Raw genomic sequence first — 24,767 nt, 5'->3', positions numbered from 1 at the left:
CTTCCTTCGTTTCCGACTCTATCAGATCTTTCCGATCCGATTTCCTCGGTGCTTTCCGGTCCCTTTCGCTTTCGCTCCGGGCCCTTCCGGCGGTTCCGACTCTATCAGATCCTTTCGGCGTCTGATTCCCAGTCAGCGGGGTTTGTCTTTCCGGCTGTTGGGCCGTTCCGACGTCTCAAACTCTAGCGGGTCTCCCCGGCGACTCATAATCGAGTCATTCGAAATGAATTTCGGCATGCCAAAATTCGTCCCGGTGGGGATTCAGTGCTGAGTAAGAGGTGCCGCATCTGCGGCGGGAGTGGTTGTCGAAGAACCGTTCCGGCTCCGTGACAACTCGGAGAACACTACGCATCCAGGAGGGGCGTGTCAACCCTCGGCCGTGCCCCGCCGGATGGGTCAGTCGAGGTCCGTCAGGCGGCCGCCGGCGTCCGGCTGGGTGAGCTCCACACGGCGGAGCAGGCGGATCAGCGCGTCGCCCAGGACGCCCCTCTCCTCCGAGCTCAGGTCCTGGAGGAGCTCCTCCTCGAAGTCGGTGGCCATGCGCATGGCCTCCAGCCACTTCGTACGGCCTTCGTCCGTCAGCTCGACGATCACGCGGACCCGGTTGTTCTCGTCCCGGTCGCGGGTGACCAGGCCCTCGCCCGCCATGCGGTCGATGCGGTGGGTCATCGCGGCCGGGGTGAGGCCGAGGCGCTTGGCCAGCTCGCCGGGGCCGAGGCGATAGGGGGCGCCGGCGAGCACGAGGGTCTTGAGGACCTCCCACTCCGCGTTGCTGATGCCGAGGTCGGAGAGCTGGCGGCCGTACGCCACGTTCATCCGGCGGTTCAGCCGGCCGAGGGCGGAGACGACCTTCTCCACCTGCGGGTCGAGGTCGCGGTACTCGCGCTGATACGCGGCGATCTGCTCGTCGAGGCTCGGCTCCTGGGGAGCGGTGTCGGACATGCGGCGAGTATCCCACGGGCTTGGTTGGCGTTGAAGTCCTTCGGTGTGTACTGTTAAGACGTTAACTTTAGCGTTGAAGTCTTCAAGGTTCAGACGTACAGCTCTGAGCCCGTGACCGAAGTGGGTGAGTGTGACCAAGGCGAGGGGCGCAGCGATGCGCCGCATCCAGGCAGGCAGCGCGCTGAGCGCGTTCGGACTCGGCTTCACCGTTCCGTACCTCTATGTGTACGTGGCGCAGGTGCGGGATCTGGGCGCGTCGACGGCGGGCATCGTGCTGGCCGTCTTCGCCATGGCCGCACTGGTGGTGCTGCCGTTCAGCGGGCGGGCCATCGACCGGCGCGGGCCCGTGCCGGTCCTCCTGGTGGCCTCGGTGCTCGCGGCCGTGGGCGCGGTGGCGATGGGCTTCGCGTCCGGCGTCCCGGCGGCCGTGGGGGCCGCGGCGCTGCTGGGTGCCGGTACGGCCGTGCTCCAGCCGGCCCTCGCCACGATGATCGTCTGGTGCTCGGCGCCCGCCGGCCGTACGCGGGCCTTCGCGATGCAGTTCTTCCTGCAGAACCTCGGGCTCGGTATCGGTGGTCTGATCGGCGGTCTGCTCGTCGACACGAGCCGGCCGGGCAGCTTCATCCTGCTGTTCTCGATCGAGGCGGCGATGTTCCTGGTGCTCGCCGCGGTCGTCGGGACCGTCCGGATGCCGGGCTCCCCCGCGCTGCAGAGCACCCGTCCGTCCGAGGGCGGCAAGGGTGGCGGTGTCCGGGCGCTGCTCGGGCACAAGGCGATGGTGCAGCTGTGCGTCCTCGGCTTCGTGCTGTTCTTCGCCTGCTACGGGCAGTTCGAGTCGGGTCTCGCGGCGTACGGCACGGAGGCCGCCGGCATCCAGCCGTCGACGCTCGGGATCGCCCTCGCCGCGAACACGGCGGTGATCGTGCTCGCCCAGTTCGTGGTGCTGCGGTTCGTCGAGCGCCGGAAGCGCACCCGGGTGATCGCGGCCGTGGGTCTGATCTGGGCCGTGGCCTGGATGGTCGCCGGGTACGCGGGCCTCGGGCACGGCAGCCAGGCCATGGCGACGGCGGCCTTCGTGTCCACGTACGCCCTGTTCGGGCTCGGTGAGGCGATGCTGTCGCCGACCGTGGCCCCGCTGGTGGCCGATCTGGCGCCGGAGTCGATGGTCGGGTCGTACAACTCGGCCTTCGCCCTGGTGAAGCAGCTGGCGCTGGCCGTCGGTCCGGCCGTGGGCGGGCCCATGGGGGCCGCGCTGCACGGGCCGTACATCGTGACCTTCGTGCTCTTCTCGCTCGGGATCACGTTCCTTGCGGTCCGGCTCGGCCGGCAGCTCACCCCCGAGCAGGACCAGCCTTCGCTGGCGGTGAAGACGTCGAAGGTGGTCGCGCGGCACGAGCCGGTCCGCGAGACCGCTGCCGCCTAGACCGGATCAGTCCGGCAGGGCGAACTCGCACCACACCGCTTTGCCGCCGCCGGGTGTGCGGCGGCTTCCCCAGGACGAGGCGATCGTCGCGATGATCGAGATACCGCGACCCGCCTCGTCCTCCGTTTCCGCCCGGCGGCGGCGCGGCAGGTGGTCGTCGCCGTCCGTGACCTCGATGATCAGGCGCCGGTCGGTACGCCGCAGGCGCAGGCGCATGGGCGGGGTGCCGTGCTGGAGGGAGTTCGCCACGAGCTCGCTGGTGGCGAGGACGCCCAGGTCGCGCAGCTCGACCGGGAACCGCCAGGAGGAGAGGACGCCGGAGGCGAAGGCACGCGCGCGGGGCGCGGCCTCCACGCCGCCGAGCAGTTCCAGGGCGGCGTTGTGGAAGAGCTCGGCGTCCGCGCCCTTGCGGGAGGGGTGCTGGACGACCAGGACGGCGACGTCGTCGTCGTGCTCGGCGGTCACCCCGAGGGCGCGCAGCAGCCGGTCGCAGACCACCTGCGGGGTGCCGTCGGCTCCGGACAGGGCGCGGGCCAGGGCTGCGACGCCTTCGTCGATGTCCTCGCGGCGGCGCTCCACGAGACCGTCCGTGTAGAGGACGGCGGTGGAGCCGGGCGGCAGGGCGATGGAGCCCGAGGCGTGCAGCCAGCCGCCGGTGCCAAGGGGTGGGCCGGTCGGGTCCTCGGCGCGGCGGACGGTGCCGTCCTCGTCCCGTACGAGGATCGGGAGGTGGCCGGCGGAGGCGTACACCAGCTTGCCCTCGTTGGGGTCGTGGATCGCGTACACACAGGTGGCGATCTGGCTGGCGTCGATCTCGGCGGCGAGGCCGTCGAGGAGCTGGAGGACCTCGTGCGGGGGCAGGTCCAGGCGCGCGTAGGCCCGGACGGCGGTGCGGAGCTGGCCCATGACGGCGGCTGCGCGCACGCCGCGGCCCATGACGTCGCCGATGACGAGCGCGGTGCGGCCCGCGCCGAGGGTGATCACGTCGTACCAGTCGCCGCCGACGGCCGCGTCCGCCACGCCCGGCTGGTAGGTGGCGGCGATCCGCAGGTCGTCGGGCTGCTCCAGCTCCTGCGGGAGCAGGGAGCGCTGGAGGGTGACGGCGGTCTCGCGGTGCCGGCGCTCGCTGGCCCGGAGCCGCTCGGCGGCCTCGGCGTGGTCGGTGACGTCGGCGGCGTGGACGAGGACGCCGCCGCCGTCGAGTCGGGGGCTGTCGACGGGCAGGCACGTGACCGTGTACGAGCCGCCGTCCTTGGTCTTGCGGGACTTGACCGTGCGGGGCTTGCCGCTGCGCAGCACCTGGTCCATGAGCGGCAGCAGGCCGAGCTCCTCGGCCTCCGGGCAGGTGTCGGCGACGGTGGCGCCGCCGGCGCGGGGGCCGAACGCGGCGGCGTACGCGTCGTTCACGTACGCGATGCGGTGCTCCGGGCCGTACGCGAGGGCGACGAGGCCGGGGAGTCGGCCGAGCAGCTCCCGTACGGAGAAGTCCTCCAGGGCGGGGACGTCGGCGGCCTCGGCGGCGCTGTCGGCGAGCGGCTCCAACTGCTGACCGTACTCACCGCGGGCGGCGGGCACGGAGCCTTCGGTCCCCCGCGCCGCGCGGCGCTGCGTGCCGGGGAGCCGGGCGCTCCAACGGGTGAAGTTCACGGATCTGTATGCCTCGTGGTGTCGGTGCCGTGCAGAGTCACGCTGTGCAGGTGTGAGCCCACCTATGGTCACACGTCCAGTGTGGACGAGTGCACTGACAGTGATGTCAGGACTGCGGCTTGTCGCCGTCGCCGGGGGGTGGAGCCGCGGCGAGTTCGAACTCGGCCCTGGGGTGTTCCAGGGAGCCGAGGGAGACGATCTCCCGTTTGAACAGGCCGGACAGGGTCCATTCGGCGAGGACCCGGGCCTTGCGGTTGAAGGTCGGGACCCGGCTGAGGTGGTAGGCGCGGTGCATGAACCAGGCCGGATATCCCTTGAGCTTGCGTCCGTAGACGTGGGCGACCCCCTTGTGGAGGCCGAGGGAGGCGACGGATCCCACGTACGCGTGCGCGTACTCCTTGAGCGGCTGCCCGCGCAGGGAGGCCGCGATGTTCTCGGCGAGGACCTTGGCCTGGCGAACGGCGTGCTGGGCGTTGGGCGCGCACTCCTTGCCGGGTTCCTCCGCCGTCACGTCGGGGACGGCGGCGGCGTCGCCGGCCGCCCAGGCGTGCTCGGCGCCGTCGACGGCGAGCTGCGCGGTGCAGCGGAGCCTACCGCGCTCGTTCAGCGGCAGGTCGGTGGCGGCGAGGACGGGCGCGGGCTTCACGCCGGCGGTCCAGACGACCGTACGGGTGGGCAGGCGGGTGCCGTCGCTGAGGACGGCGACCCGGTCCTCGCAGGACTCCAGGCGGGTCTCCAGGCGCACGTCGATGTTCCGGCCGCGCAGCTCGCGGATCGCGTACCGGCCCATGTCCTCGCCGACCTCGGGGAGGATCCGGTCGGAGGCCTCGACGAGGACCCAGCGCAGATCCTCGGGCTTGACGTTGTGGTAGTACCGCGCGGTGTAGCGGGCCATGTCCTCCAGCTCCGCGAGGGCCTCCACGCCCGCGTAGCCGCCGCCGACGAAGACGAAGGTGAGGGCGGCGTCGCGGATCGCGGGGTCGCGGGTGGAGGAGGCGATGTCCATCTGCTCGATGACGTGGTTGCGCAGGCCGATGGCCTCCTCGACGGTCTTGAAGCCGATGCCGTGGTCGGCGAGGCCGGGGACCGGGAGAGTGCGGGAGACCGAGCCGGGCGCGATGACCAGCTCGTCGTACGTCATCTCGACGCTGCCGGTGCCCTCCTCCTCGGTGGCGAGGGTGATGAGGGTCGCGGTGCGCTTGGCGTGGTCGACGGAGCGGACCTCGCCGATGACGACGCGGCAGCGGTCGAGGACCCGGCGGAGCGGCACGACGACGTGGCGCGGGGAGATGGAGCCGGCCGCGGCCTCCGGGAGGAACGGCTGGTACGTCATGTACGGCTCGGGGGTGACCACCACGATCTCGGCCGTGCCGGCTCTGAGCTCCGCACTGAGCTGCCGCTGGAGGCGCAGCGCGGTGTACATGCCGACGTAGCCACCGCCGACCACGAGAATGCGCGCAGGTTCGGTCACTGTCCCATGACGCACCCCCGTCCGTGGTTTGTCCACAGGCTCGGCAAATTGTGTGACCGGAGGGGTACGGAGGCGCGGGGTGGCGCTTGGTGCGCGAGTGGCGGAATCGGCGCAGGTCAGGGTGGGTGGAACCGGTTCGGAGAGGGGTCGGAATCGGGAGTCTTCCGGGCCTTGCTCCGATCGGGGGGCGCACCGTACGGAACTCCCCCTTCTGAATTGACTCCGACTCAACTATGTTCGTACTTCATCGGGGTGTCGGATCCGAGCGCGCGTGGACCGAAGCGCTCGTCCGCCGGAGGCCCCGTGTCAGGGCGGGGAGTCTCCGGGGGGAGACATCATGAGCGGGGGAACGCTTATGCAGATTCAGGATTCGCGGTGGCAGTCGGGCGCCGGGACGGTGACCGTCGTCGACGGGCATGCCCCGGGGACGGCCGAGCCGCGCAACGGCACGTCGGCGGCGGGCAGCAGGTCCGCGCCGCTGCGGGTGGACGCCCAGCGCAATCTGGAGCACGTGCTGCGGGCCGCCCGCGAGGTGTTCGGCGAGCTCGGCTACGGGGCTCCGATGGAGGACGTGGCGCGCCGCGCCAGGGTCGGCGTCGGCACCGTCTACCGCCGTTTCCCCAGCAAGGACGTGCTGGTGCGGCGGATAGCCGAGGAGGAGACCTCCCGGCTGACCGAGCAGGCGCGGGCCGCGCTGGGCCAGGAGGACGAGCCGTGGTCGGCGCTCTCCCGGTTCCTGCGGACCTCGGTGGCCTCGGGTGCGGGTCGCCTCCTGCCCCCGCAGGTGCTGCGGGTGGGCGTGGACGAGTCCGGTGCGCCGCTCGTCGCGGACGACGCGGACGACGCGGCCCGGGTGCCGTACCAGCGGGGTGTCGCCGAGCCGGGCGACGCGCGGGTGGTCGCGCCGCGCCAGGTGCCCGCCGGCGAGCGGGACGACGCGGGGGCCTCGGAGCTCCTGGAGGTCGTGGGCCGGCTGGTCGACCGGGCGCGTGAGGCGGGTGAGCTGCGGACGGACGTGACCGTGGCGGACGTCCTCCTCGTCATCGCCACCGCCGCGCCGGCCCTGCCGGACGCGGTGCAGCAGGCGGCGGCCTCGGCCCGGCTCCTCGACATCCTGCTTGAGGGCCTGCGCTCCCGGTAGGACCCGTTCTGCTGTTGTCACCGGGGCAGGTGTTCCTCGTGGTCCGGGCGGACCAAAGAGCCTTACACGAACGTGTGAGCGGTTACGCCCGGATACGGGAACTCGCCCCGGACGAGTGGTAAGTGGACGCGGCGCTTCGGCGTGCCCGCGCTCTGTGGCAGGCTTGGCCGGTATTCGGTCCGAGCGTGCGTACGGGGGCTTCCGCGAATGAGCGGTGACAGTCGGGACGAGCCGCTGGGCGGCGGTGGCGCGGAGACCGGGGACCCTTCCTCCCGGCAGGTGCCGAGTCAGGGCGGGCCGCTGGGCTCGTCGGGAGCGGCCGGAGTGCCGGGAGCACCCGCCGGGCCGCACGCCGAGCCGCACGCCGAGCCGCTCGACGCGAGCGTGCCGCAGCAGCGCGAGGGCAAGCCCGCCGGGGCCAGACCCGGCGACGCGAGACCGGCCGACGCGGGCGCCGTCGCGGGCGGGGCCTCCTCGGACGGGGCCCCCTCGGACGGGGCCTCCGCGTTCGACGCCTCTCAGAGCGGGGCTTCCCCGTTCGACGCCTCCGACAGCGGGGCTTCCGCGTTCGACGCCTTCCCGTTCGACGCCTCCGACAGCGGGGTCGTCGGCGGCGACTCCGAGGCCGACGAGCCCGACACCGTACTCCCGCCGCCGCGTGAACTGCCGCCCTCCGACGCCGAGCTCGTCCAGCTCATGCGGGACGGCGACGGCACCGCGTACGAGGAGCTGTTCCGCCGCCACTCCGACGCCGTCCGCCGGTACGCCAGGACCTGCTGCCGCGACGCGCACACCGCCGACGACCTCACCGCCGAGGTCTTCGCCCGCACCCTCCAGGCCGTGCGCGGCGGGGCCGGGCCCGAACAGGCCGTGCGCGCCTATCTCATGACCACCGTCCGGCGGGTCGCCGCGAACTGGGCCAGGACCCAGAAGCGCGAGCACCTCGTCGAGGACTTCGCCGTGTTCGCCGCCGACGCCGCCCGCTCCTCCGAGGTCTCCGACCAGACTGTGCCCTTCGGAGCGGGCATGGACCTCGGCGCCGACGTCCGCGCCATGCACGAGGCCGAGCAGTCCCTCGCCATGCAGGCCTTCCGCTCGCTGCCCGAGCGCTGGCAGGCCGTCCTGTGGCACACCACCGTCGAGGAGGAGTCGCCCAGCGAGGTCGCCCCGCTCTTCGGACTGACCGCCAACGCCACCGCCGTGCTCGCCAGCCGGGCCCGCGAAGGCCTCAAGCAGGCCTACCTCCAGGCGCACGTCAGCCAGTCCCTGACCGCTGGCGGCGACTGCGCCCGCTACGCGGACCGGCTCGGCGCCTACGCGCGCGGCGGACTGCGGATGCGGGCCGAGCGCGGCCTGCGCAAGCACCTGGACGAATGCGCCAAGTGCCGGCTCGCCGCCGGCGAGCTGGCCCATGTGAACGCCGGGATCCCCGCGCTCCTGCCGGTCGCCGTCATCGGCTGGTTCGCCGCCGGGTACTCGCTCAAGGCCGCCGGTGTCGTCGCCGGCGGCACCGCCGCCGCGGCCGGTGCGGGCGCGGCGGCCGCCGCCACCGGGTCCTCCGGGGGCGCCGCCTCGGGCGGTGCCGCGGCCGCCGAGGGGCTCGGCGCGCCCGCGAAGGCCGGGATCGCGGCGGCCATAGCGGTCGCCGCGGCCGCCGGGCTCGTCTGGGCCATGGCCGGGGACCCGCAGCAGCCCGTGGCCGCGCCCAAGCCCGCCCAGCCGGTCGTCACCCCGGTCGCGCCGGAGCCCGCGCCGCCGCCCCCGAAGCCGAAGCCCGCGCCGCCGGCCCCGCCCGTCACCTCCGAGCCCCCGGCGCCGCCGCCTCCCCCGAAGCCCCGCCCCAAGCCGACGCCGAAGCCCACGCCCAGGCCGACGCCGCCGCCCGCCCCGAAGCCGACGCCCAAGCCCGCGCCGAAGCCGACGCCGCCTCCCAAGCCGAAGCCCAAGCCCGCGCCGCCGGCCGTCTACCAGGTCAACGAGCTGCAGTACGGGGTCCTCGGCGACGGCACCAAGCCCGAGGTGTCCCTCTCGGACAGCAGTTGGATGTGGCAGCGCGACAACGTGGCCATCAACGGCACCACGTACGCGCACGGGGTCAGTGTCCACGCGCCGTCCTCGCTGCTCATCGACCTCAACCGGCAGTGCGCGCGGTACGACGCGACCGTCGGCATCGACGACCTGAGCGCCCAGCTCGGCGTCGGCGGCGTCCGCTTCTCCGTCTACGGGGACGGGCGGCGGCTCTGGCGCTCCCAGGTCGTCCGGGCGGGCGACCCGCCGCTCCCGGTGCGCGTCGACCTCACGGGGCTCGCCACGATCCGGCTCGTGGTGGAGGACCACACGCCGTTCGGCCGGGCCGCGGTCGCCGACTGGGCGGAGTCCCGGATCAGCTGCTCCTGACGGTCGCGTCCGCCCGCACGGCGACGGGCTCGGCGAGGGCGAGGACCTCGTCCAGGCCGAGCTCTGAACCGGCGGCGCGTGCGGCGGCGAGGCCGGACGCGCCGAGTTCGGCGAGCCCCCGGGCGGTCAGCGACTCGCTGTCCCGCAGCTCGGGGACCGAACGGGGCATGTCCCGGCGCCAGCCGTCGGCGGCGGCCATGACCCGTACGGCGAGCTCGGTCTCCCCCGCCTCGGCGAGGGTGATGGCGAGGCCTTCCGTCAGGCCGTTGGTGATGAAGTCCGCGCACTGCGCGTCCCGCGCGGTGCGGAGCGCGCCGACGGCCGTGGCGACGGCGGCCGCGCCCCTGCCCTCGTACGCCTCGACGCGGGCGGCGATTCCCGTCACCGCCGCCTCGAAGTGCGGCGGCGGGGTGCCGATCGAGAGCGTACGACCCGCCTCCTCCAGCTGGGCGCGGGCCTCCGGAATGTCGCGGCGGTCCAGGGCGAAGGCGGCGCGGAGGAAGCAGACGTACGCCTGGGTGTCCCGTACGTGGTGGCGATCGGCCTCCCGCGCGGCCTCGTCGAGGGTCCGCTCGGCGGTCTCCACGTCGCCGGTGCGGTAGGACAGTTCGGCGAGGCGGGCGAGGAGGAACGGGGCCTCGGCGTGCGCGCCGACCTGGCGGGCGAGCCCGAGGGCCTCCTCGTACGCCTCGCCCGCCTCCTCGTGCCGGCCGCGCATCGTGTGCGCCTCGCCGGCCGCGCTCGCGATCTGGGCCCCCATCCAGCGGTCGCCGACGCGGCGGGCGAGCTCGCGGAGTTCGGCAAGGGCCTCGTCCACGCCGGGCATGCCACCGGGCATGTCGACGATCATGTGCGTCCGGAACATGAGGCTGACGCCGAGCTCCCAGTCGCCGCCGTGACGGCGGCAGGTGTCGACGGCGGTGTCGAGGAGGGCGCGGATCACGGCCGGCTCCTCGGTGAGGACCGCGGTGAACGGCCAGAGCAGGCCGGGGAAGCGGGCCGACTCGGGGCCGGGCTCCTCGCCGAACGCGTCGCGCACGCGCTTGACGAGCGCGAGGGTCTCGGGGTCCTGGAAGTCGCCCATCGAGCTGCTCTCGACCGCGAGGAAGAAGTGCAGCATGCGCAGGTGCATGCGGGGCCAGTGGCGGGGGTCGGCGGGGTCGGACGGGTCCTCGCCGAGGGCGAGCGCGCGCTCGACCCAGGTCAGGCCCTCGGGGCGGTAGTTCCGCAGCCACCAGAACCAGCCCATGGCGAAGACGAGCCGGAGGGCGGCGGTCTCGTCGGGGGCCGCGACGAGGGTGCGGTGGAAGGCGGCGCGGATGTTGTCGAGGTCGCCCTCGAGCCGGTCGATCCAGGGGAGCTGCTCGGCCGAGCGGAGCCGGGGCTCGGCGGTCTCGGCGAGGGCCGTGAAGTGGGCGGTGTGGGCGGCCTCGGCGGCGGCGAGCAGCTCGGGGGTCTCGGCGGCGCGCTCGGTCGCGTACTCGTGGATGGTCTCCAGGAGCCGGTAGCGCATCACGCCGCTCTCGGTGGGGGTGGCGACGACGAGGGACTTGTCGACCAGGGCCCCGAGGGCGTCGGCGGCGCCCGGGGAGAGGGCCTCGGCGGCGGCCAGGTCCCAGCCTCCGGCGAAGACCGACACCTGGCGGAGCAGTGCCCGCTCGGCCGGGTCGAGGAGGTCCCAGGACCAGTCGACGACGGCGCGGAGGGTCTGCTGGCGGGGCAGGACGGTCCGCGAGCCGGACGTGAGGAGGAGGAACCGGTCGTCGAGGCGGTCGGCTATCTGACGCGGGGTGAGGAGGCGCAGCCGGGCGGCGGCCAGTTCGATGGCGAGCGGCAGCCCGTCGAGGCGGCGGCAGATCTCGTCGACGGCCTCGCCGCCGTCCCGGGCGAGGTCGAAGGAGGGGCGCACGGTGCGGGCCCGCTCGGCGAAGAGGCGGTGGGCGGGGTCGGGCGGGAGGGGCTCGACGGGGCGGACCGACTCGCCGGGGACGCCGAGGGGTTCCCGGCTGGTGGCGAGGATGCGCAGGTGCGGGCAGTGGGTGAGGAGGGTCTCGGCGAGGGCGGCGGCCGCGTCGATGACGTGCTCGCAGTTGTCGAGGACCAGGAGCAGCGGGCGGCCGGCCAGGTGCTCGACGAGGTGGGCGGTGGGGTCGTCCTGGAGCGGGACGCCGTCGCGGGTGAGGTTGATCTCGCGGAGGCGGAGGGCGGAGAGGACGGCGCCGGGGAGGGCGTCGGGGTCGTCGAGCGGGGCGAGTTCGGCGATCCAGGCGGCGGGTCCCACGGCGCGGAGCGCGGCCTCCTCGGCGAGCCGCGTCTTGCCGGAACCGCCGGGTCCGGTGAGCGTGACGAGCCGGGAGCGGGTCAGGTCGCCGTCGAGCGCGGCGAGTTCGGGCTCGCGCCCGACGAAGGAGGTGAGGCGGGCCCGGATGTTGCCCGCCTCGGGCGTCTCCGGGGCGGTCGCGGGCGGGGGCGGGGGCGGGACGGCTCCGGCGAGGAGTTCCCGGTGGAGGGCGGTGAGTTCGGGGCCGGGGTCGGCACCGAGGGCGTCCGCAAGGGTGCGGCGGGCCGACTCGTACGCGGTGAGGGCGTCGGCGTGCCGGCCCTCGGCCCGCAGGGCGCGGATGAGCTGGGCGTGGAAGGCCTCGTCGTACGGGTGCGTGGTGATGAGCTCGGTCAGCTCCGGTACGAGTCCGTCGGTGGCGCCCCGGCGCAGATCGGCCTCGACGCGCCGGCGGAGCGCAGCGAGCCGCTGCGCCTCGGGCCGGACGCCCGCCGGGTCGGGCAGATCGGCGAGGGCGGGGCCCCGGAAGAGGCCGAGGGCCTCGCGGAGGAGGGCGGCGGCGGTGTCGGGGTCGCCGGCGTCGAGGCGGGCGGCGCCGTCCCTGACCCGGCGCTGGAACACGTACAGGTCGATGTCGTCGGGTCCTGCGGCGAGCCGGTAACCGGGGCCGGGGGTGGAGGCGACGGCCTCCCGGCCGAGGATCCTGCGGAGCCGGCCGACGAGGGCCTGGAGGGCGGCGGGTGCGTCCTGCGGCGGATCGTCCCCGTACACGTCGTCGGCGAGCTCGCCGGCGGAGACGGCCCGTCCGCCGCGCAGCGCGAGCGCGGCGAGCAGCGCGCGCAGCCGCGCCCCACCGAGGGGAAGCGGGCTGCCGTCGGGCCGGAGGGCCTCGGTGGTGCCGAGGATGAGATACCGCACCGACCCATTGTGGCGGTCGTGCGGGGCGTACGCCTCGGGGTTTACCCCGGTGGGTCCCCTAGAAGGCGCCGGTGTCCAGGTCGAAGCCGAGGGGGTGGGGGAGGGGGACGACTGCCCCCAGCTTGTGGATGGCCTTGTGGGCGAAGTCGTCCCCGGCGGGCTCGGAGCAGACGACGGCCTCGCCGGCCTCGCGGTCGATCATCAGATACACCGGGATACCGGCCCGGGCATAGGCCCGGATCTTCTGGACGCGGTCGCGGCTCGCGGTGGAGGAGGAGGTCACCTCGGCGACGAGGAGCACGGGGTCGGGAGCGTGCCACTCCTGCTGGTCGTCGAAGCTGTCCTTGGGAGCAATGACGAGGTCCGGGATGACGCGCACGGTGCCGGTGACTCCGGGGAGGCGCAGGCCGATACCCGTGGAGTTGCGCAGTTCCTTGTCGACGCGGTGGGCAATGACCTGTTCCACCATCTCGGTCACGATTTTCTCGTGCTCGCCATTGGCCGGAGGCACCACGTAGATCTCCCCTTCGATCAGCTCCACGCGCCAGCCCTTGGGAGCCAGCGCACTGAACAGCTCGAAGGTCTCCTGGGGACTCGCGCCCTCTCGGTCGGGCAAGACCTCGGAGTGCGCGTCCTCCGGGACCGGCAACGGCATAGCCATAGCTGACCTCCTTCGCTCGGGTGCGACGGTTTCAGCTTAGGTCCGGCATCGGGTCGAAGTCCGGCGCGCGTTCACTCGAACGAGCGTGCTGTGACGTCTCGCCCGTTCGGCGCAGCCTCAGGCCGGCAGTGATCTCCTCGATGGTGGGATCAGGGGCCCCTGGGCCGCTCGGTGGGGGCGGGGGGTCGTGGTGTCGGTCCAGCAGGAGCCTCGGCGGGACAGGAGGCGGTGGAGCCAGAGTTCGGTGGAGACCAGGTCCGCGAGGCCGTCGAGGGGGACGGGGGCGCCGTCGGCCGCCGCGCGCAGGGCCTTGCGGACGACCCGGGCCTCGATCAGGCCCGCGTCCGCGAGCAGCGGGGCGTCGAAGAGGGCGAGGAGCTGCGGGAGCGCGGCGCGCAGGCCCGCGCGCGTGGCGGCGGCCGGGACGGCCGGGTGGGGGGCGCCCCAGCCGGCGGGGACGTCGTGGACGCCGGCGCCGGACAGGACCGTGCGCAGGACCCCGGCGCGGGCGTCCGGCTGGACCCGGAGCGATTCGGGGAGGTCGCGGCAGGCCCGGACGACCTGGTTGTCGAGGAAGGGGGCGTGCAGGCGCTGGCCCCGGATCTCCGCGGCCTGTTCCAGGACCCGGTGGTCGGCCGCCGCGCGCGCGAGGGCGGCACGCGCGCGTGCCTCGCCGGGCCGCTGGACGGCGGCCGGGAGGGTCGCCGCCCGGTTCAGGCGAACCGATACTTCGGCCAGGGCCTCGCCCGTCAGCCAGCGCGCCGCCGGGCCCGGCCGCGACCAGGCGAGGGCGGAGAGCGAGGCCTCCAGGGGGCCGAAGCCGTCCGGGGCCGTGCGGTTCGCCTCAAGGACCCGCCGGGCCGCCGCCTCCAGACCCGTCCGGTACGGGGTACGGGCCAGCTTCCGCGCCGCCCGGTACACCGTCAGGGGGACGAGCAGCGAGCCCGCCGAGGGCCCCGAGGCCTTCGCGAGCGCCGTCACCGGACGCACCAGGGAGCGGCGCCTGCGGTCCATCAGGAGGTCGGCGAGGCGCGCCGGGTGCGCGTCCAGGACCTGCTTGGCGCCCATGCCGGTGAAGTGGTCGGCGCTGCCGCCGGCGAGGCGTCTGCGGTGGCGTTCCGCCGTGACGAGGGCGGGCCCCGGCTCGTCCGTGAGCGGGCCGTCCAGAGCGGCGTACGGCAGGGCCTCCTCGCCGCCCGCGACGACGACGTGGTGCAGCCGCGGGTCGGCCGCGATCGCCCGGGCCCGCTCCAGCTCCGCCGTGCGGCGCGCGCCGGCCCGCGTCGCCAGGTCGTTGAACGTGACGGCGAGCAGCCGCTCCCCCGCGCCCGTGCCGTGCCCGCTGACCGTGCCCGGCACCCCCGGGAGGCCCGCCGCGAGCAGCGCGAGCGTGCCGGAGGCGCTGCCGCCGGACAGGTCGGCGCCGATGCCGGGCGCCGGGCCCGCGCCCCGGGCGGCGCGCCGGTCGGCCGGGCCCATGCCGGGGACCGGGCCCGGGTCGGGGAGCGGGGTCTCGGGCGCGTGCCGGGGGGCGGTGAGCCGGGCCCGTACGGCCTCGACGAGGGCGTCCCGTACCCCTTCGACGGCCTGCCGGGGGTCGGCCTCGGGCGCGGCGACGGCGAGCGAGGCCACCTGCTCGTAGCCGGTGATCTCGCGCGAGCCCTCCCGCAGGATCAGCGCGTGTCCCGGCGGCACCCGCCGCACCCCCTCGTACGGGGTGGAGTCGCGCAGCGCCTCCGGGGTCTCGGGGCAGGCGAGCAGGGCGGCGAGGTGGCCGATGTCGAGCTGGGCCTCGACGAGGTCGGCGAGCGGCAGGGCGGCGGTGGCGTACGCGGTGCCGCCCGCCCACGGGGTGTGGAACACCGGGCGGGCGCCCGCGAGGTCACCGGTGACGGTGACGCGGCGGCCGGTCTTCACGACGGCGGTGTAGCTGCCGGGCCAGGCGGTCAGGTGCCGCAGCGCACCTCCGCGCGCGGTGAGCAGGCCGATCCGCAGCTCCTCGTCGCTCGCGGCGCAGCAGCCGAGGACGGCGAGGCGGGTGTGGTCGTCGACGGCGATCACGCGCACCTCGTCGGGGCGCCAGTCGCCGACCGCCCAGAGCGGGTCGGGGTCGCCCCACAGGAGCTGTGCGCCCACGGGTTGCACCGTGCGCCCCTCGGCGGCGCGGTCGGGGCCGGGGGCGTATCCCGGGTCGTATCCGGGGTCGTACGGAGAGCCGGAGGCGTACGCGCCGTGCGCCGGCCCCGCGCGGCCTCCCGCGGTCGTTGCGAAGCTCGCCGCGACACTGCTCCAGCCCACCAGCCATCGCATCGGCGCCTCCACATCCGTTTCGGTGGAGGACATGCTGCCACGACAACGGCGCACGGGGCGGGGTCCGGGTGCACGCGCGCGAAAGCCGAATGCGCCCCTGGCATGGGCCAGTTGATGATCGACAGCGCACCGGCGTCATTCGGCCAAATATCGATGCCCGTCGGAGGTTTGGAGCGGCGGTCGGCGGCTCGCCGGACACCGGCAGCCCGGGAGGCGCTCCCGCCTCCCGGTGCCGTCCGCCGCCCGCGGGGAATGGGGCGGCGGTGTCCCCCAGCCCACCGGTCCGGGACACCGTTCCCGGCCGAGCAGGCCGACCCACGCGGAACTCATGGAAGCGCTCCCCCGCCGGCCGGACGAGAGCGCACGGCCGGGCGCACGGCCACACGGCGGGAGCACGAGCCGTCGCGCCGAAGGTGTTCGTCGCACGTTCACACAACAATCTCGCCATACGGAACACCGCCCCTTAACGGTGGGGATGCGGCGAACTACGCTGTGTTTACGAATGCCGCACGCCTATGCCCGGCGTCGTGGCGGCCGTCTGGGTTGTCGAGGGGTGGCGTGATGTCCAGGGAGCAACGCGGGCCGAACGAAAAGCTCGGCACGGTTCTCGCCCTCGCGGGAATCAGCAACGCCGGGCTCGCCCGGCGCGTCAACGACCTCGGTGCACAGCGGGGTCTGACGCTTCGATACGACAAGACCTCGGTCGCCCGGTGGGTGTCCAAGGGCATGGTGCCGCAGGGCGCCGCCCCGCACCTGATCGCCGCCGCGATCGGGCAGAAGCTGGGCCGGCCCGTGCCGCTGCACGAGATCGGGCTCGCGGACGCCGACCCGGCGCCCGAGGTCGGGCTCGCCTTCCCGCGCGACGTGGGCGAGGCGGTCCGCTCGGCCACCGACCTGTACCGGCTGGATCTCGCCGGCCGGCGGGCCGGCGGGGGCGGCATCTGGCAGTCGCTCGCCGGGTCCTTCGCGGTCAGCGCGTACGCGACGCCCACGTCCCGCTGGCTGATAACCCCGGCCGACCCGTCGGTCGAGCGCCAGGCCCCACGCCCGAGCACCGGCGCCGCGGCGGGCGTGCCGGCCGGCGAGCACGTGCGCGTGGGCCACAGCGACGTCGCCAAGCTCCGCGAGGCCGCCGAGGACGCCCGCCGCTGGGACTCCAAGTACGGCGGCGGGGACTGGCGTTCCTCGATGGTGCCCGAGTGCTTACGCGTGGACGCGGCGCCGCTGCTGCTCGGCTCGTACTCGGACGAGGTCGGCCGGAACCTGTTCGGCGCGACGGCCGAGCTCACCCGGCTCGCCGGCTGGATGGCCTTCGACACCGGGCAGCAGGAGGCGGCCCAGCGGTACTACATCCAGGCCCTGCGGCTCGCCCGCGCGGCCGCCGACGTGCCCCTCGGCGGGTACGTCCTCGCCTCCATGTCCCTCCAGGCCACCTACCGGGGCTTCGCCGACGAGGGCGTCGACCTCGCCCAGGCCGCGCTCGAACGGAACCGGGGGCTGGCCACCGCCCGCACCATGTCCTTCTTCCGGCTCGTCGAGGCCCGCGCGCACGCCAAGGCCGGCGACGGGGCCGCCGCCGCGGCCGCGCTCAAGTCCGCCGAGGGCTGGCTGGAGCGCTCCCGGGCGGGCGACGCCGACCCGACCTGGCTCGGCTTCTACTCGTACGACCGGTTCTGCGCCGACGCCGCCGAGTGCTACCGGGACCTGCGGATGCCGGGCGAGGTGCGGCGCTTCACCGAGCAGGCGCTGTCCCGGCCGACGGAGGAGTTCGTCCGCTCGCACGGGCTGCGGCTCGTCGTCTCCGCCGTCGCCGAGCTGGAGTCGGGCAACCTGGACGCGGCCTGCGCGGCGGGCACGCGCGCGGTGGAGGTGGCGGGCCGGATCTCCTCGGCGCGGACGACCGAGTACGTACGGGATCTGCTGCACCGGCTCGAACCGTACGGGCACGAGCCGCGCGTCATGGAACTGCGCGAGCGGGCGCGGCCGCTGCTGGTCGCTCCGGCGTGAGACGCGCACCGGGTGCGCGGCCGCGCGCGGACGTGAGACGCGCCCCGGGTGCGCCGCCGCGCGCCGACGTGAGACACGCCCCGGGTGCCGGGCCGCGCGCCGGAGTGACGCGCGTCCCACACCGTGGGCGTTTAGCCGCGTTGTCAGTGGGCCAGTGCACTATCGGTGGTGGGAGGTGGCGCTGGTGTTTGACTGTGACGTGCTGGTGATCGGCGGCGGGATCGTCGGTCTGTCGACGGCGTACGCCCTGACGCGCGCCGCCCCCGGCACCCGGGTCACGGTCCTGGAGAAGGAGCACGCCCTCGCGCGCCACCAGACCGGGCGCAACAGCGGGGTGATCCACAGCGGGATCTACTACCGTCCGGGCTCGCTCAAGGCGCGGTTCGCGGTCCAGGGCGCGGCCGAGATGGTCAAGTTCTGCGCGGAGTGGGGCATTCCGCACGAGGTGACGGGGAAGCTCGTCGTCGCCACCGAGCGCGAGGAGCTGCCCCGGCTGCACGCGCTCGTGCAGCGCGGCAGGGAGAACGGCATCCCGGTGCGCGAGCTCGGCCCCTCGCAGATCAGCGAGTACGAGCCGCGGGTGCGGGGACTCGCCGCGATCCACGTCGGCACGACCGGCATCTGCGACTACGGGGCCGTGTCCGAGCGGCTCGCCGAGGCCTCCGGGGCCCGGATCCTGTACGGCGCGGAGGTCACCGTCGTCGACCGGCGGCCGTTCGGGGTGGCCGTGCGGACCGCCGACGGGCGTGTGGTGCGGGCGAAGGTCCTGGTGAACTGCGCGGGGCTGCACTGCGACCGGATCGCCCGGCTCGCGGGCGACGACCCGGGCATGCGGATCGTCCCCTTCCGGGGGGAGTACTACGAGCTCGCGGACCCGTCGCTGGTCCGGGGCCTGGTCTACCCGGTCCCGGACCCCGCCTTCCCCTTCCTCGGCGTGCACCTCACCCGGGGCATCGACGGCGGCGTCCACATCGGGCCGAACGCGGTCCCGGCGCTCGCGAAGGAGGGGTACGGCTGGTCCGTGGTCCGCCCGCGCGAGCTCGGGGCCACCCTGTCCTGGCCCGGCTCCTGGGCGATCGCCCGCGCGCACTGGCGGTACGGAGCGGGCGAGCTGCGCCGGTCGCTCTCGAAGCGGGCCTTCACGGAGGCGGTGCGGCGGATGCTGCCGATCGTCGAGGAGTCCGACCTGCGCCGGGCCGCGCCGGGGGTGCGGGCGCAGGCGGTGCTGCGGGACGGGACGCTGGTCGACGACTTCCTGATCCGCGAGGCACCGCGGACGGTCCACGTCCTGAACGCGCCTTCGCCGGCGGCGACGGCGTCCCTGCCGATCGGACGGGAAGTGGCGACCCGCGCCTTGGCGCGGCTGTAACCCCCGTTGTGGTCGGTGCCCACGCCCGCCCCCGTGTGGGCCGTCGTCTCGCTGGGGTGCAGGTCAGGGCGCGGAAGCCTCTGGCGCCGGCAGGGGCGCCGTTCCGTTGTGCCCACCCTCCCCCAAGCTCTCGGCTTCGCTCGAGCAGGGGGGACCCCCATCGCCCCGGCGGAACGCATGCCCACAACGGAGCCCGCCGTAGACTTGGTCGCATTGTGTCTGAGCAGATCGAGAACACCCAGCATCCTGTCGCCGAACCCGGTCAGCCCGCCGCGCGTCGGGGCAGTCGGATGTTCGCCCCCGGCGAGGGGCCCATGCCCGATCCCGCCGGGGCCCATCACGAGCGGCGGATCCGCAGCTTCCAGCCGCGCCGCAGCCGTGTCACGTACGGGCAGGCCGAGGCCATGCTGAAGCGGTGGCCCGACTGGGGGCTCGACATCGACGGCAAGCAGGCCCTCGATCTCGAAGAGATGTTCGACGGGCTGCCCGTCGTCCTGGAGATCGGCTTCGGCATGGGCGAGGCCACCGCCCAGATGGCCGCCGCCGACCCCGGCACCGGAATCCTCGCCGTGGACGTGCACACGCCCGGCCAGGGCAACCTGCTCGGGCTCGCCGACCGGAACGGACTGACCAACGTCCGCGTCGCCAACGGCGACGCGGTCATCCTGCTCCGCGAGATGCTCGGCGACGCGGCCCTCGACGGCTGCCGGGTCTACTTCCCGGACCCGTGGCCCAAGGCCCGCCACCACAAGCGCCGGCTGATCCAGCCCGAGTTCCTCAGCCTCCTCGCGCCCCGGATGAAGCCGGGCGCCGTGCTGCACTGCGCCACGGACTGGGAGGAGTACGCCGTGCAGATGCTGGAGGTCCTCTCCGCGCATCCGGACTACGAGAACACGCAGGCCGACGGCGGCTACGCGCCCCGCCCCGACTTCCGGCCCCTCACCCGCTTCGAGGGCCAGGGTCTCGACAAGGGCCACCTCGTGCACGACCTCCTCTTCCGGCGGAAGTGACGGGGAGCGGCTTACTCCGTCGACCGGTGTCGGTGACGGTCGTTAGGGTCGCTCACGTGTCGAACTCCGTTCCCGTCCCGCACCGCGACACCGAGGAGCCGGACTTCCCCGCCGCCGCGGACCGCTCGCAGTGGCGCTACCGGCCGCGCCGGGCCTTCTGGCGCAGCCGGCTGGTCCGCGCGGTCGCCGTCGTGACGCTGCTCGCGCTGTGCGCCCTGGTGATCCTCGCGCTGGTGCGCGAGCAGACCGGCACGCAGGGCTTCCTCGTCGGTCTGGGCCTGGCCGTGCTTCCCGTACCGCTGCTGATGTCGGCGTTCCGCTGGCTCGACCGGGTGGAGCCCGGCCCCTGGAAGAACATGCTGTTCGCCTTCGCCTGGGGCGCCTTCGCCGCCGCGCTCGTCGCGATCCTGGCGAACTCCTTCGCGGTCCGCTGGATCGCCACGGCAACGGCCGATCCGGACTCCGCCGACACCCTCGGGGCCACCCTCGTCGCCCCGGTGGTGGAGGAGAGCGCGAAGGCCGCCGCGGTCCTGTTGCTCTTCCTCTTCCGGCGGCGGGACTTCGGCGGGCTTGTCGACGGGGTCGTGGTCGCCGGTTTCACCGCGACCGGCTTCGCCTTCACCGAGAACATCCTCTACCTCGGGAACGCCTTCGGCGAGGACCAGGATTCCGGGTCCGGCATCGGCATGGTGACCGCCGGAACCTTCTTCGTACGGGTCGTGATGTCGCCGTTCGCGCATCCGCTGTTCACCGTGCTCACCGGCATCGGCTTCGGCTTCGCGGCCCTCGCGCCGCGCGGGAAGCGGCTGCGCCGGGTGCTGCCGCCGCTGGCCGGGCTGCTGCTCGCCATGAGCCTGCACTCCGCCTGGAACGGCTCGGCGACCTTCGGCGGCCCGCTGGCCTTCTACCTGGTGTACGCGGCGCTGATGGTTCCGGCGTTCGGGCTGCTCACCTGGCTGGCGGTGTGGAGCCGGCAGCGCGAGCTGCGCACGATATCCGGGGAGCTCCCGGCGTACGCGGCGGCCGGCTGGCTCGCGCCCACCGAGCCGCTCGCGCTGTCCTCGATGCGGGCCCGGCAGATGGCCCGCGCGTTCGCCGCCCGGACGTACGGCCCGCCGGCCGCGCGGGCGGTCGGCGAGTACGAGTCCTTCGCGACGACCCTGGCGTTCCTGCGGGACCGGGCCCGGCGCGGCACGGCCGGGCCCGATTTCCCGGCCCGGGAGCAGGAGCTCCTCCACCACCTGTGGCAGCGCCGGGCGGTGGCCTCCCCCGCGCTGACGTACGCGGCCCGGGCGACGGGCCGGGCCTGGGCGCCGCCGCAGTACCTGGACTACGACGGCTACAACCCGTACCGGAGCTAGCTACGCGGCCGAGGCCTCGGTGAGGAGGGTCAGCTCGGCCTCGGTCAGCGTCAGGTCCGCCGCCGCGACGAGGGCCGGGAGCTGTGCGACCGTGCGCGCCGAGGCGATCGGCGCGGCGACCGTCGGCCGGGCGGCGAGCCAGGCGAGGGCGACGGTGGCGAGCTCGGTCTCGTGCGCCGCGGCGACCGTGTCGAGCGCGGAGAGCACGGCCTGGCCCCGCTCGGTGTCCAGGTGCTTGGCGGCGCCCGCGGAGCGGACACTGTCGACGTCGGCGCCCGGACGGTACTTGCCGGTGAGGAAGCCGGCGGCGAGACCGTAGTACGGGACGGCGGAGAGCCCGGCCTTCTCGACGGTCTCCAGGAGCGGGCCCTCGTAGGTGTCGCGGGAGACCAGGTTGTAGTGCGGCTGGAGGGCGACGTACCGGGTGAGGCCCTCGGCCTCGGCGAAGTCGAGGGAGGCCCGCAGCCGCTCCGGGGAGATGTTGGAGGCGGCGACGGCGCGCACCTTGCCGTCCTTCACCAGCTGGTCGAGGGCGGTGACGATCTCCTCGACGGGGACGGACTCGTCGTCGAAGTGCGTGTAGTAGAGGTCGATGTGGTCGGTGCCGAGGCGGCGCAGCGACTCCTCGGCGGCGGCCTTGACGGTGGGGGCGGAGAGGCCCTTGAAGCGGGGGTGGGCGCCCACCTTGGTGGCGACGACGATGTCGGAGCGGTTGCCCCGGGAGGCGAGCCAGCGGCCTATGACGGTCTCGGACTCGCCGCCCTCGTTGCCCTCGGCCCAGGCGGAGTAGACGTCGGCGGAGTCGATGAAGTTGCCGCCGGCGGCGGCGTAGGCGTCGAGGACGGCGAAGGATTCCGCCTCGTCGGCGGTCCAGCCGAAGACGTTGCCGCCGAGGGCCACGGGGAAGACGTGCAGGTCGGAGGAGCCCAGCGGGCGGAGAGAAGCCATATCTGATCAACCACTCCCGCCGCTGGGCCTATTCCGTGCGGAGCGTCAGGGGTTGATGCCCTTGGACTGGAGCCAGGCCATCGGGTCGATGCCGTCGCCGCCGGGGGTGTGGACCTCCATGTGGAGGTGGGGGCCCGTGACGTTGCCGGTGGCGCCGACGCGGCCGATGGTCTCGCCGGTGGACACGGTCTGGCCGGCGCTGACCGTCATGGACGACATGTGGCAGTACCAGATCTCGGTGCCGTCCTCCATCTCCAGGACGACGCGGTAGCCGTAGGAGCCGGACCAGCCCGCCGACTTGACCGTCGCGTTGTGGACGGCCTTGAGCGGGGTGCCGGTGGGGGCGGCGAAGTCGAGGCCGGTGTGGTAGCCGGAGGACCACATCGAGCCGGACTGCATGTAGGTGGCGGTGAGGGTGTACGAGGAGACCGGCAGCGAGTAGCTGGCGGCGAGCTTGGCGAGGCGCTCGGCCTCGGCCGCCTTGGCTGCCGCCTCCGCCTTCGCCTTGGCCTCGGCTTCGGCCTTCGCCTTGGCTTCCGCCTCGGCCTTCGCCTTCGCCTCGGCGGCGGCCTTCTCCGCGGCGGTCGCCTTGGCCGCGGCCTCGGCGGCGGCCTTCTCGGCGGCCGCCTTCTCCGCGGCGGCGAGCTCGGCGGCGTCGGCGGAGGCCTGCTGCTGCTCGGCCTGCTGGAGGATGCGGGCGCGCAGGGCCTCGCCGGCGGCGGGCATGGCGGCGGTGGTCTGCTCGGCCTGTCCGGTCGCCTGGTCGTCCGCGGTGGTGTAGCTCGCGGCGGTGAGCGGGTTCGGGTTGGCGCGGTCCGCGCTGACGGTCGCGCTGTCCTCGCCGGGGAGGAGGTCGCCGACGCCGGGGAGGTCGTGCGGGTCCGGCAGGTTCAGGTCCGGGAGGTCCGGCAGCGATATGGCCACCGGGGGCTTCTCCTGCGCGGTGGCGAGGCCGCCCGCGCCGACGGCCGCGATGACACCGACGCCGAGGACGGTGGAGGAGCGGGCGAAGTTGGAGCGCTGCTTGACGACCCGGTGCCGGCCGCCGGAGCGGCTCTCCGCGCGGAGGGAGCCCTCGGTGGGGTTCCACTCGGTGTCGGGGGCGGAGGGACCAGCACCGCCACCGAAAGCATCGAAGGGGGCTTCGGGTGCGGGGGTGTTGGACGCCACGGGGGCGCGCTCCTTTCCTTCCTTCTCGCCTACCGGGTTAGCTGACGGGTTCGGAGCAGGAAGGTCTCCTACGGGCCCCTCCGTACGGGACGAAGGTGCCCGATTCACCCCAAGTGGTGGTTCCCCGGTTCCTTTTCAGGATTCGGCGCGTGCGCACGGTGCCGCCTCTTGCGACGGCTGGGACGACCGCGCTGCGTTATCGAACGTTAATAGACAGGAGGTCCCGATTCCAAGCCGTTCCCCTTGATCATTCATTGAATTGGGGGCGTATCACCCGAGTTGAGACCCCTTCAGAAAGGCGTAAGGGAGGGGAGGGGAAACCCTTGCGATCTGACGTTATGTCAATTGTTATCTCAGTGACACCCCTCGACTACGCCCGGTGACCGGATCCGCCCGGCGGCACCACCGGCATCGTCCGGCGCCGCTCCGGCTGCCCCGTCGCGGGGCGGCTCACCGCGAGCAGCGCCATGTCGTCCGTCGACCCGCCGCCCGTGTGCAGCCGTACGTCGTCCACGAGCGCGTCGAGCAGCTCCTCGGGTCCCGGGAAGATCCGCCCGGCGAGACGCGCCGCCGGATCGTAGAAGACGCCCCGCGCGTCCCGCGCCTCCGAGAGGCCGTCCGTGTAGAAGAGCAGCGTCGCACCCGCCGGGAACGGCCGCGCCTCCGCCCGGTCCGGCCACGCCGCCAGGTCGCCCATGCCGAGCGGCAGCGCCGCCTCGACCGGCTCCAGGGTGTCGAGCCGCCCGTCCGCGTGCAGCATCAGCGGCGGCGGATGACCGCGGTTGACGACCCGTACGAAACCGTCGAAGGTCCCGCTCCCGTCGCCGCGCGGGATCTCCGCGAGCACGGCCGTGGTGAACCCCTCGAAGGCGTCGAGCCCGTGCCGGCGGGTGCCCTCCCGGGCCAGGGCCCGTTCGAGTCGCCGCGCCACCCCCTCCAGGTTCCGCTCCTGCTCGGCCGCCTCCCGGAACGACCCGATCACGACGGCGACCGCCTCGACCGCGTCCATCCCCTTGCCCCGGACGTCCCCGACGACAAGGCGTACCCCGTGCGGGGTGTCCTGGACGGCGAACAGGTCGCCGCCGATGAACGCGTCGGCCTGCGCCGCCTCGTACCGCGCCGCGCACTGCAGCCCGCCGATCCGCTCGTCGGGCGTCGGCAGCACCGCCTTCTGCGCGGTCTCCGCGATGACCCGCGCCGAGGCGAGCCGCTCACCGCTGCGGCGCACGACCCGGTTGATGAGGAGGGCGAGCGCGGAGACGGTGAACACCGTCAGGGTCTCGGTGAGGGCCGCGACCTCGTCGACGGTGCCGTTGTAGGCGTGCAGCCCGATCGAGGCGAGGACCGCGGCGATCCCGGTGAGCAGGGTCGTCAGGAAGGAGGAGAAGGGGGCGGCGACCAGCGGGGCGGCGGAGAAGAGCGGCGACGCCGTGTACTCGGGCGGTGTCAGCAGGTCGAAGACGACACCGCCCACGATGATCAGCGGGGGCAGCGCGCGGATGAACCGCCGGGCGCCGCTGTACTCGGGCCGGCCCTCACCGCCCCGCCGCCCTCCGCCCGCCGCTCCTAGGGGGTGCCCCACCTGTGCTCTCCTGCCCGGGTCCGGGGGGGGGGGGGGGGGGGGGGGGGGGGGGGGGGGGGGGGGGGGGGGGGGGGGGGGGGGGGGGGGGGGGGGGGGGGGGATGGCCAGGACAGGAGCAAAAAGAGAAAA

16 protein-coding genes and 1 riboswitch are annotated in these 24,767 nt (G+C 74.1%); of the genes, 7 read left to right on the top strand and 9 right to left on the bottom strand.

Annotated features, from left to right (window positions below):
• Window positions 1-396: 396 nt before the first annotated feature.
• The gene (locus ACZ7HT_RS36510; protein WP_376591797.1) at window positions 397-942 is read right to left on the bottom strand and encodes a MarR family winged helix-turn-helix transcriptional regulator; all 546 of its coding nucleotides are present in this window, start codon (window positions 940-942) and stop codon (window positions 397-399) included.
• Window positions 943-1,096: 154 nt separating this feature from the next.
• Here ACZ7HT_RS36510 and ACZ7HT_RS36505 point away from each other — a divergent pair, with 154 nt between their 5' ends.
• Entirely contained in the window at window positions 1,097-2,365 is a 1,269-nt protein-coding gene (locus ACZ7HT_RS36505; RefSeq protein ID WP_471174009.1) for an MFS transporter, read from the top strand.
• Window positions 2,366-2,371: 6 nt separating this feature from the next.
• Here the strand turns inward: ACZ7HT_RS36505 and ACZ7HT_RS36500 are convergent, their stop codons facing one another.
• The gene (locus tag ACZ7HT_RS36500; RefSeq protein WP_471174008.1) at window positions 2,372-4,012 is read right to left on the bottom strand and encodes an ATP-binding SpoIIE family protein phosphatase; all 1,641 of its coding nucleotides are present in this window, start codon (window positions 4,010-4,012) and stop codon (window positions 2,372-2,374) included.
• A gap of 106 nt (window positions 4,013-4,118) precedes the next feature.
• Window positions 4,119-5,483 carry an NAD(P)/FAD-dependent oxidoreductase gene (locus ACZ7HT_RS36495; protein WP_471174007.1) on the bottom strand — a complete coding sequence of 455 codons (1,365 nt, stop codon included), beginning with the start codon at window positions 5,481-5,483 and terminating at the stop codon, window positions 4,119-4,121.
• Between the two features lie 355 nt (window positions 5,484-5,838).
• Here ACZ7HT_RS36495 and ACZ7HT_RS36490 point away from each other — a divergent pair, with 355 nt between their 5' ends.
• Window positions 5,839-6,624, top strand: a complete 786-nt coding sequence (locus tag ACZ7HT_RS36490; RefSeq protein ID WP_471174006.1) for a TetR/AcrR family transcriptional regulator — start codon at window positions 5,839-5,841, stop codon at window positions 6,622-6,624.
• Window positions 6,625-6,831: 207 nt separating this feature from the next.
• Window positions 6,832-9,021 (top strand): sigma-70 family RNA polymerase sigma factor, encoded by a 2,190-nt coding sequence (locus ACZ7HT_RS36485; RefSeq protein ID WP_471174004.1) that lies wholly within the window; start codon window positions 6,832-6,834, stop codon window positions 9,019-9,021.
• On the opposite strand, the gene ACZ7HT_RS36480 is transcribed toward ACZ7HT_RS36485, so the two are convergent.
• From ACZ7HT_RS36480 to ACZ7HT_RS36470, 3 genes are all read right to left on the bottom strand, one after another.
• On the bottom strand, window positions 9,008-12,220 hold the full coding sequence (locus ACZ7HT_RS36480) for an ATP-binding protein (protein WP_471174001.1): 3,213 nt from the start codon (window positions 12,218-12,220) through the stop codon (window positions 9,008-9,010). The genes ACZ7HT_RS36485 and ACZ7HT_RS36480 overlap by 14 nt on opposite strands.
• Window positions 12,221-12,278: 58 nt before the next feature.
• Entirely contained in the window at window positions 12,279-12,875 is a 597-nt protein-coding gene (locus tag ACZ7HT_RS36475) for a Uma2 family endonuclease (RefSeq protein WP_471174012.1), read from the bottom strand.
• A gap of 123 nt (window positions 12,876-12,998) precedes the next feature.
• Window positions 12,999-15,191, bottom strand: coding sequence for an asparagine synthase-related protein (locus ACZ7HT_RS36470; RefSeq protein ID WP_471174011.1), 2,193 nt, complete (start codon window positions 15,189-15,191; stop codon window positions 12,999-13,001).
• Window positions 15,192-15,752: 561 nt separating this feature from the next.
• On the opposite strand from ACZ7HT_RS36470, the gene ACZ7HT_RS36465 reads away from it, so the two are divergent.
• From ACZ7HT_RS36465 to ACZ7HT_RS36450, 4 genes are all read left to right on the top strand, one after another.
• Window positions 15,753-17,198 (top strand): MFS transporter, encoded by a 1,446-nt coding sequence (locus ACZ7HT_RS36465; RefSeq protein WP_471173999.1) that lies wholly within the window; start codon window positions 15,753-15,755, stop codon window positions 17,196-17,198.
• A gap of 184 nt (window positions 17,199-17,382) precedes the next feature.
• A complete protein-coding gene (gene lhgO, locus ACZ7HT_RS36460) occupies window positions 17,383-18,567 on the top strand; it encodes an L-2-hydroxyglutarate oxidase (protein ID WP_471173997.1) in 1,185 nt (394 codons plus the stop codon).
• A 290-nt stretch (window positions 18,568-18,857) separates the two neighbouring features.
• Complete coding sequence (gene trmB, locus ACZ7HT_RS36455; RefSeq protein ID WP_471174010.1) at window positions 18,858-19,577, top strand: tRNA (guanosine(46)-N7)-methyltransferase TrmB; 720 nt, start codon at window positions 18,858-18,860, stop codon at window positions 19,575-19,577.
• A gap of 56 nt (window positions 19,578-19,633) precedes the next feature.
• On the top strand, window positions 19,634-20,938 hold the full coding sequence (locus tag ACZ7HT_RS36450) for a PrsW family intramembrane metalloprotease (protein WP_471173995.1): 1,305 nt from the start codon (window positions 19,634-19,636) through the stop codon (window positions 20,936-20,938).
• Here the strand turns inward: ACZ7HT_RS36450 and ACZ7HT_RS36445 are convergent, their stop codons facing one another.
• The 3 genes from ACZ7HT_RS36445 to ACZ7HT_RS36435 form a co-directional block, all read right to left on the bottom strand.
• The gene (locus ACZ7HT_RS36445) at window positions 20,939-21,886 is read right to left on the bottom strand and encodes an aldo/keto reductase (protein ID WP_471173993.1); all 948 of its coding nucleotides are present in this window, start codon (window positions 21,884-21,886) and stop codon (window positions 20,939-20,941) included.
• Window positions 21,887-21,931: 45 nt separating this feature from the next.
• On the bottom strand, window positions 21,932-23,056 hold the full coding sequence (locus ACZ7HT_RS36440; protein WP_471173992.1) for a M23 family metallopeptidase: 1,125 nt from the start codon (window positions 23,054-23,056) through the stop codon (window positions 21,932-21,934).
• A gap of 11 nt (window positions 23,057-23,067) precedes the next feature.
• A riboswitch (cyclic di-AMP (ydaO/yuaA leader) is annotated at window positions 23,068-23,214 on the bottom strand.
• Between the two features lie 212 nt (window positions 23,215-23,426).
• Window positions 23,427-24,638 carry a PP2C family protein-serine/threonine phosphatase gene (locus tag ACZ7HT_RS36435; protein ID WP_471173990.1) on the bottom strand — a complete coding sequence of 404 codons (1,212 nt, stop codon included), beginning with the start codon at window positions 24,636-24,638 and terminating at the stop codon, window positions 23,427-23,429.
• Between the last annotated feature and the right edge of the window lie 129 nt (window positions 24,639-24,767).

This window comes from Streptomyces sp. NPDC037410, from assembly GCF_055602235.1.
Note: the sequence above shows the minus strand (reverse complement) of the source record. Positions and strands in the feature narration are given on the sequence as shown.

Bases quoted from the DNA above. Each gene is read 5' to 3' on its own strand.
- ACZ7HT_RS36470 (WP_471174011.1), bottom strand. From the start codon at position 15,191: ATGCGATGGCTGGTGGGCTGGAGCAGTGTCGCGGCGAGCTTCGCAACG.
- ACZ7HT_RS36475 (WP_471174012.1), bottom strand. From the start codon at position 12,875: ATGCCGTTGCCGGTCCCGGAGGACGCGCACTCCGAGGTCTTGCCCGAC.
- ACZ7HT_RS36510 (WP_376591797.1), bottom strand. From the start codon at position 942: ATGTCCGACACCGCTCCCCAGGAGCCGAGCCTCGACGAGCAGATCGCC.
- ACZ7HT_RS36490 (WP_471174006.1), top strand. From the start codon at position 5,839: ATGCAGATTCAGGATTCGCGGTGGCAGTCGGGCGCCGGGACGGTGACC.
- trmB (WP_471174010.1), top strand. From the start codon at position 18,858: ATGTTCGCCCCCGGCGAGGGGCCCATGCCCGATCCCGCCGGGGCCCAT.
- ACZ7HT_RS36485 (WP_471174004.1), top strand. From the start codon at position 6,832: ATGAGCGGTGACAGTCGGGACGAGCCGCTGGGCGGCGGTGGCGCGGAG.
- ACZ7HT_RS36465 (WP_471173999.1), top strand. From the start codon at position 15,753: ATGTCCAGGGAGCAACGCGGGCCGAACGAAAAGCTCGGCACGGTTCTC.
- ACZ7HT_RS36445 (WP_471173993.1), bottom strand. From the start codon at position 21,886: ATGGCTTCTCTCCGCCCGCTGGGCTCCTCCGACCTGCACGTCTTCCCC.
- ACZ7HT_RS36505 (WP_471174009.1), top strand. From the start codon at position 1,097: ATGCGCCGCATCCAGGCAGGCAGCGCGCTGAGCGCGTTCGGACTCGGC.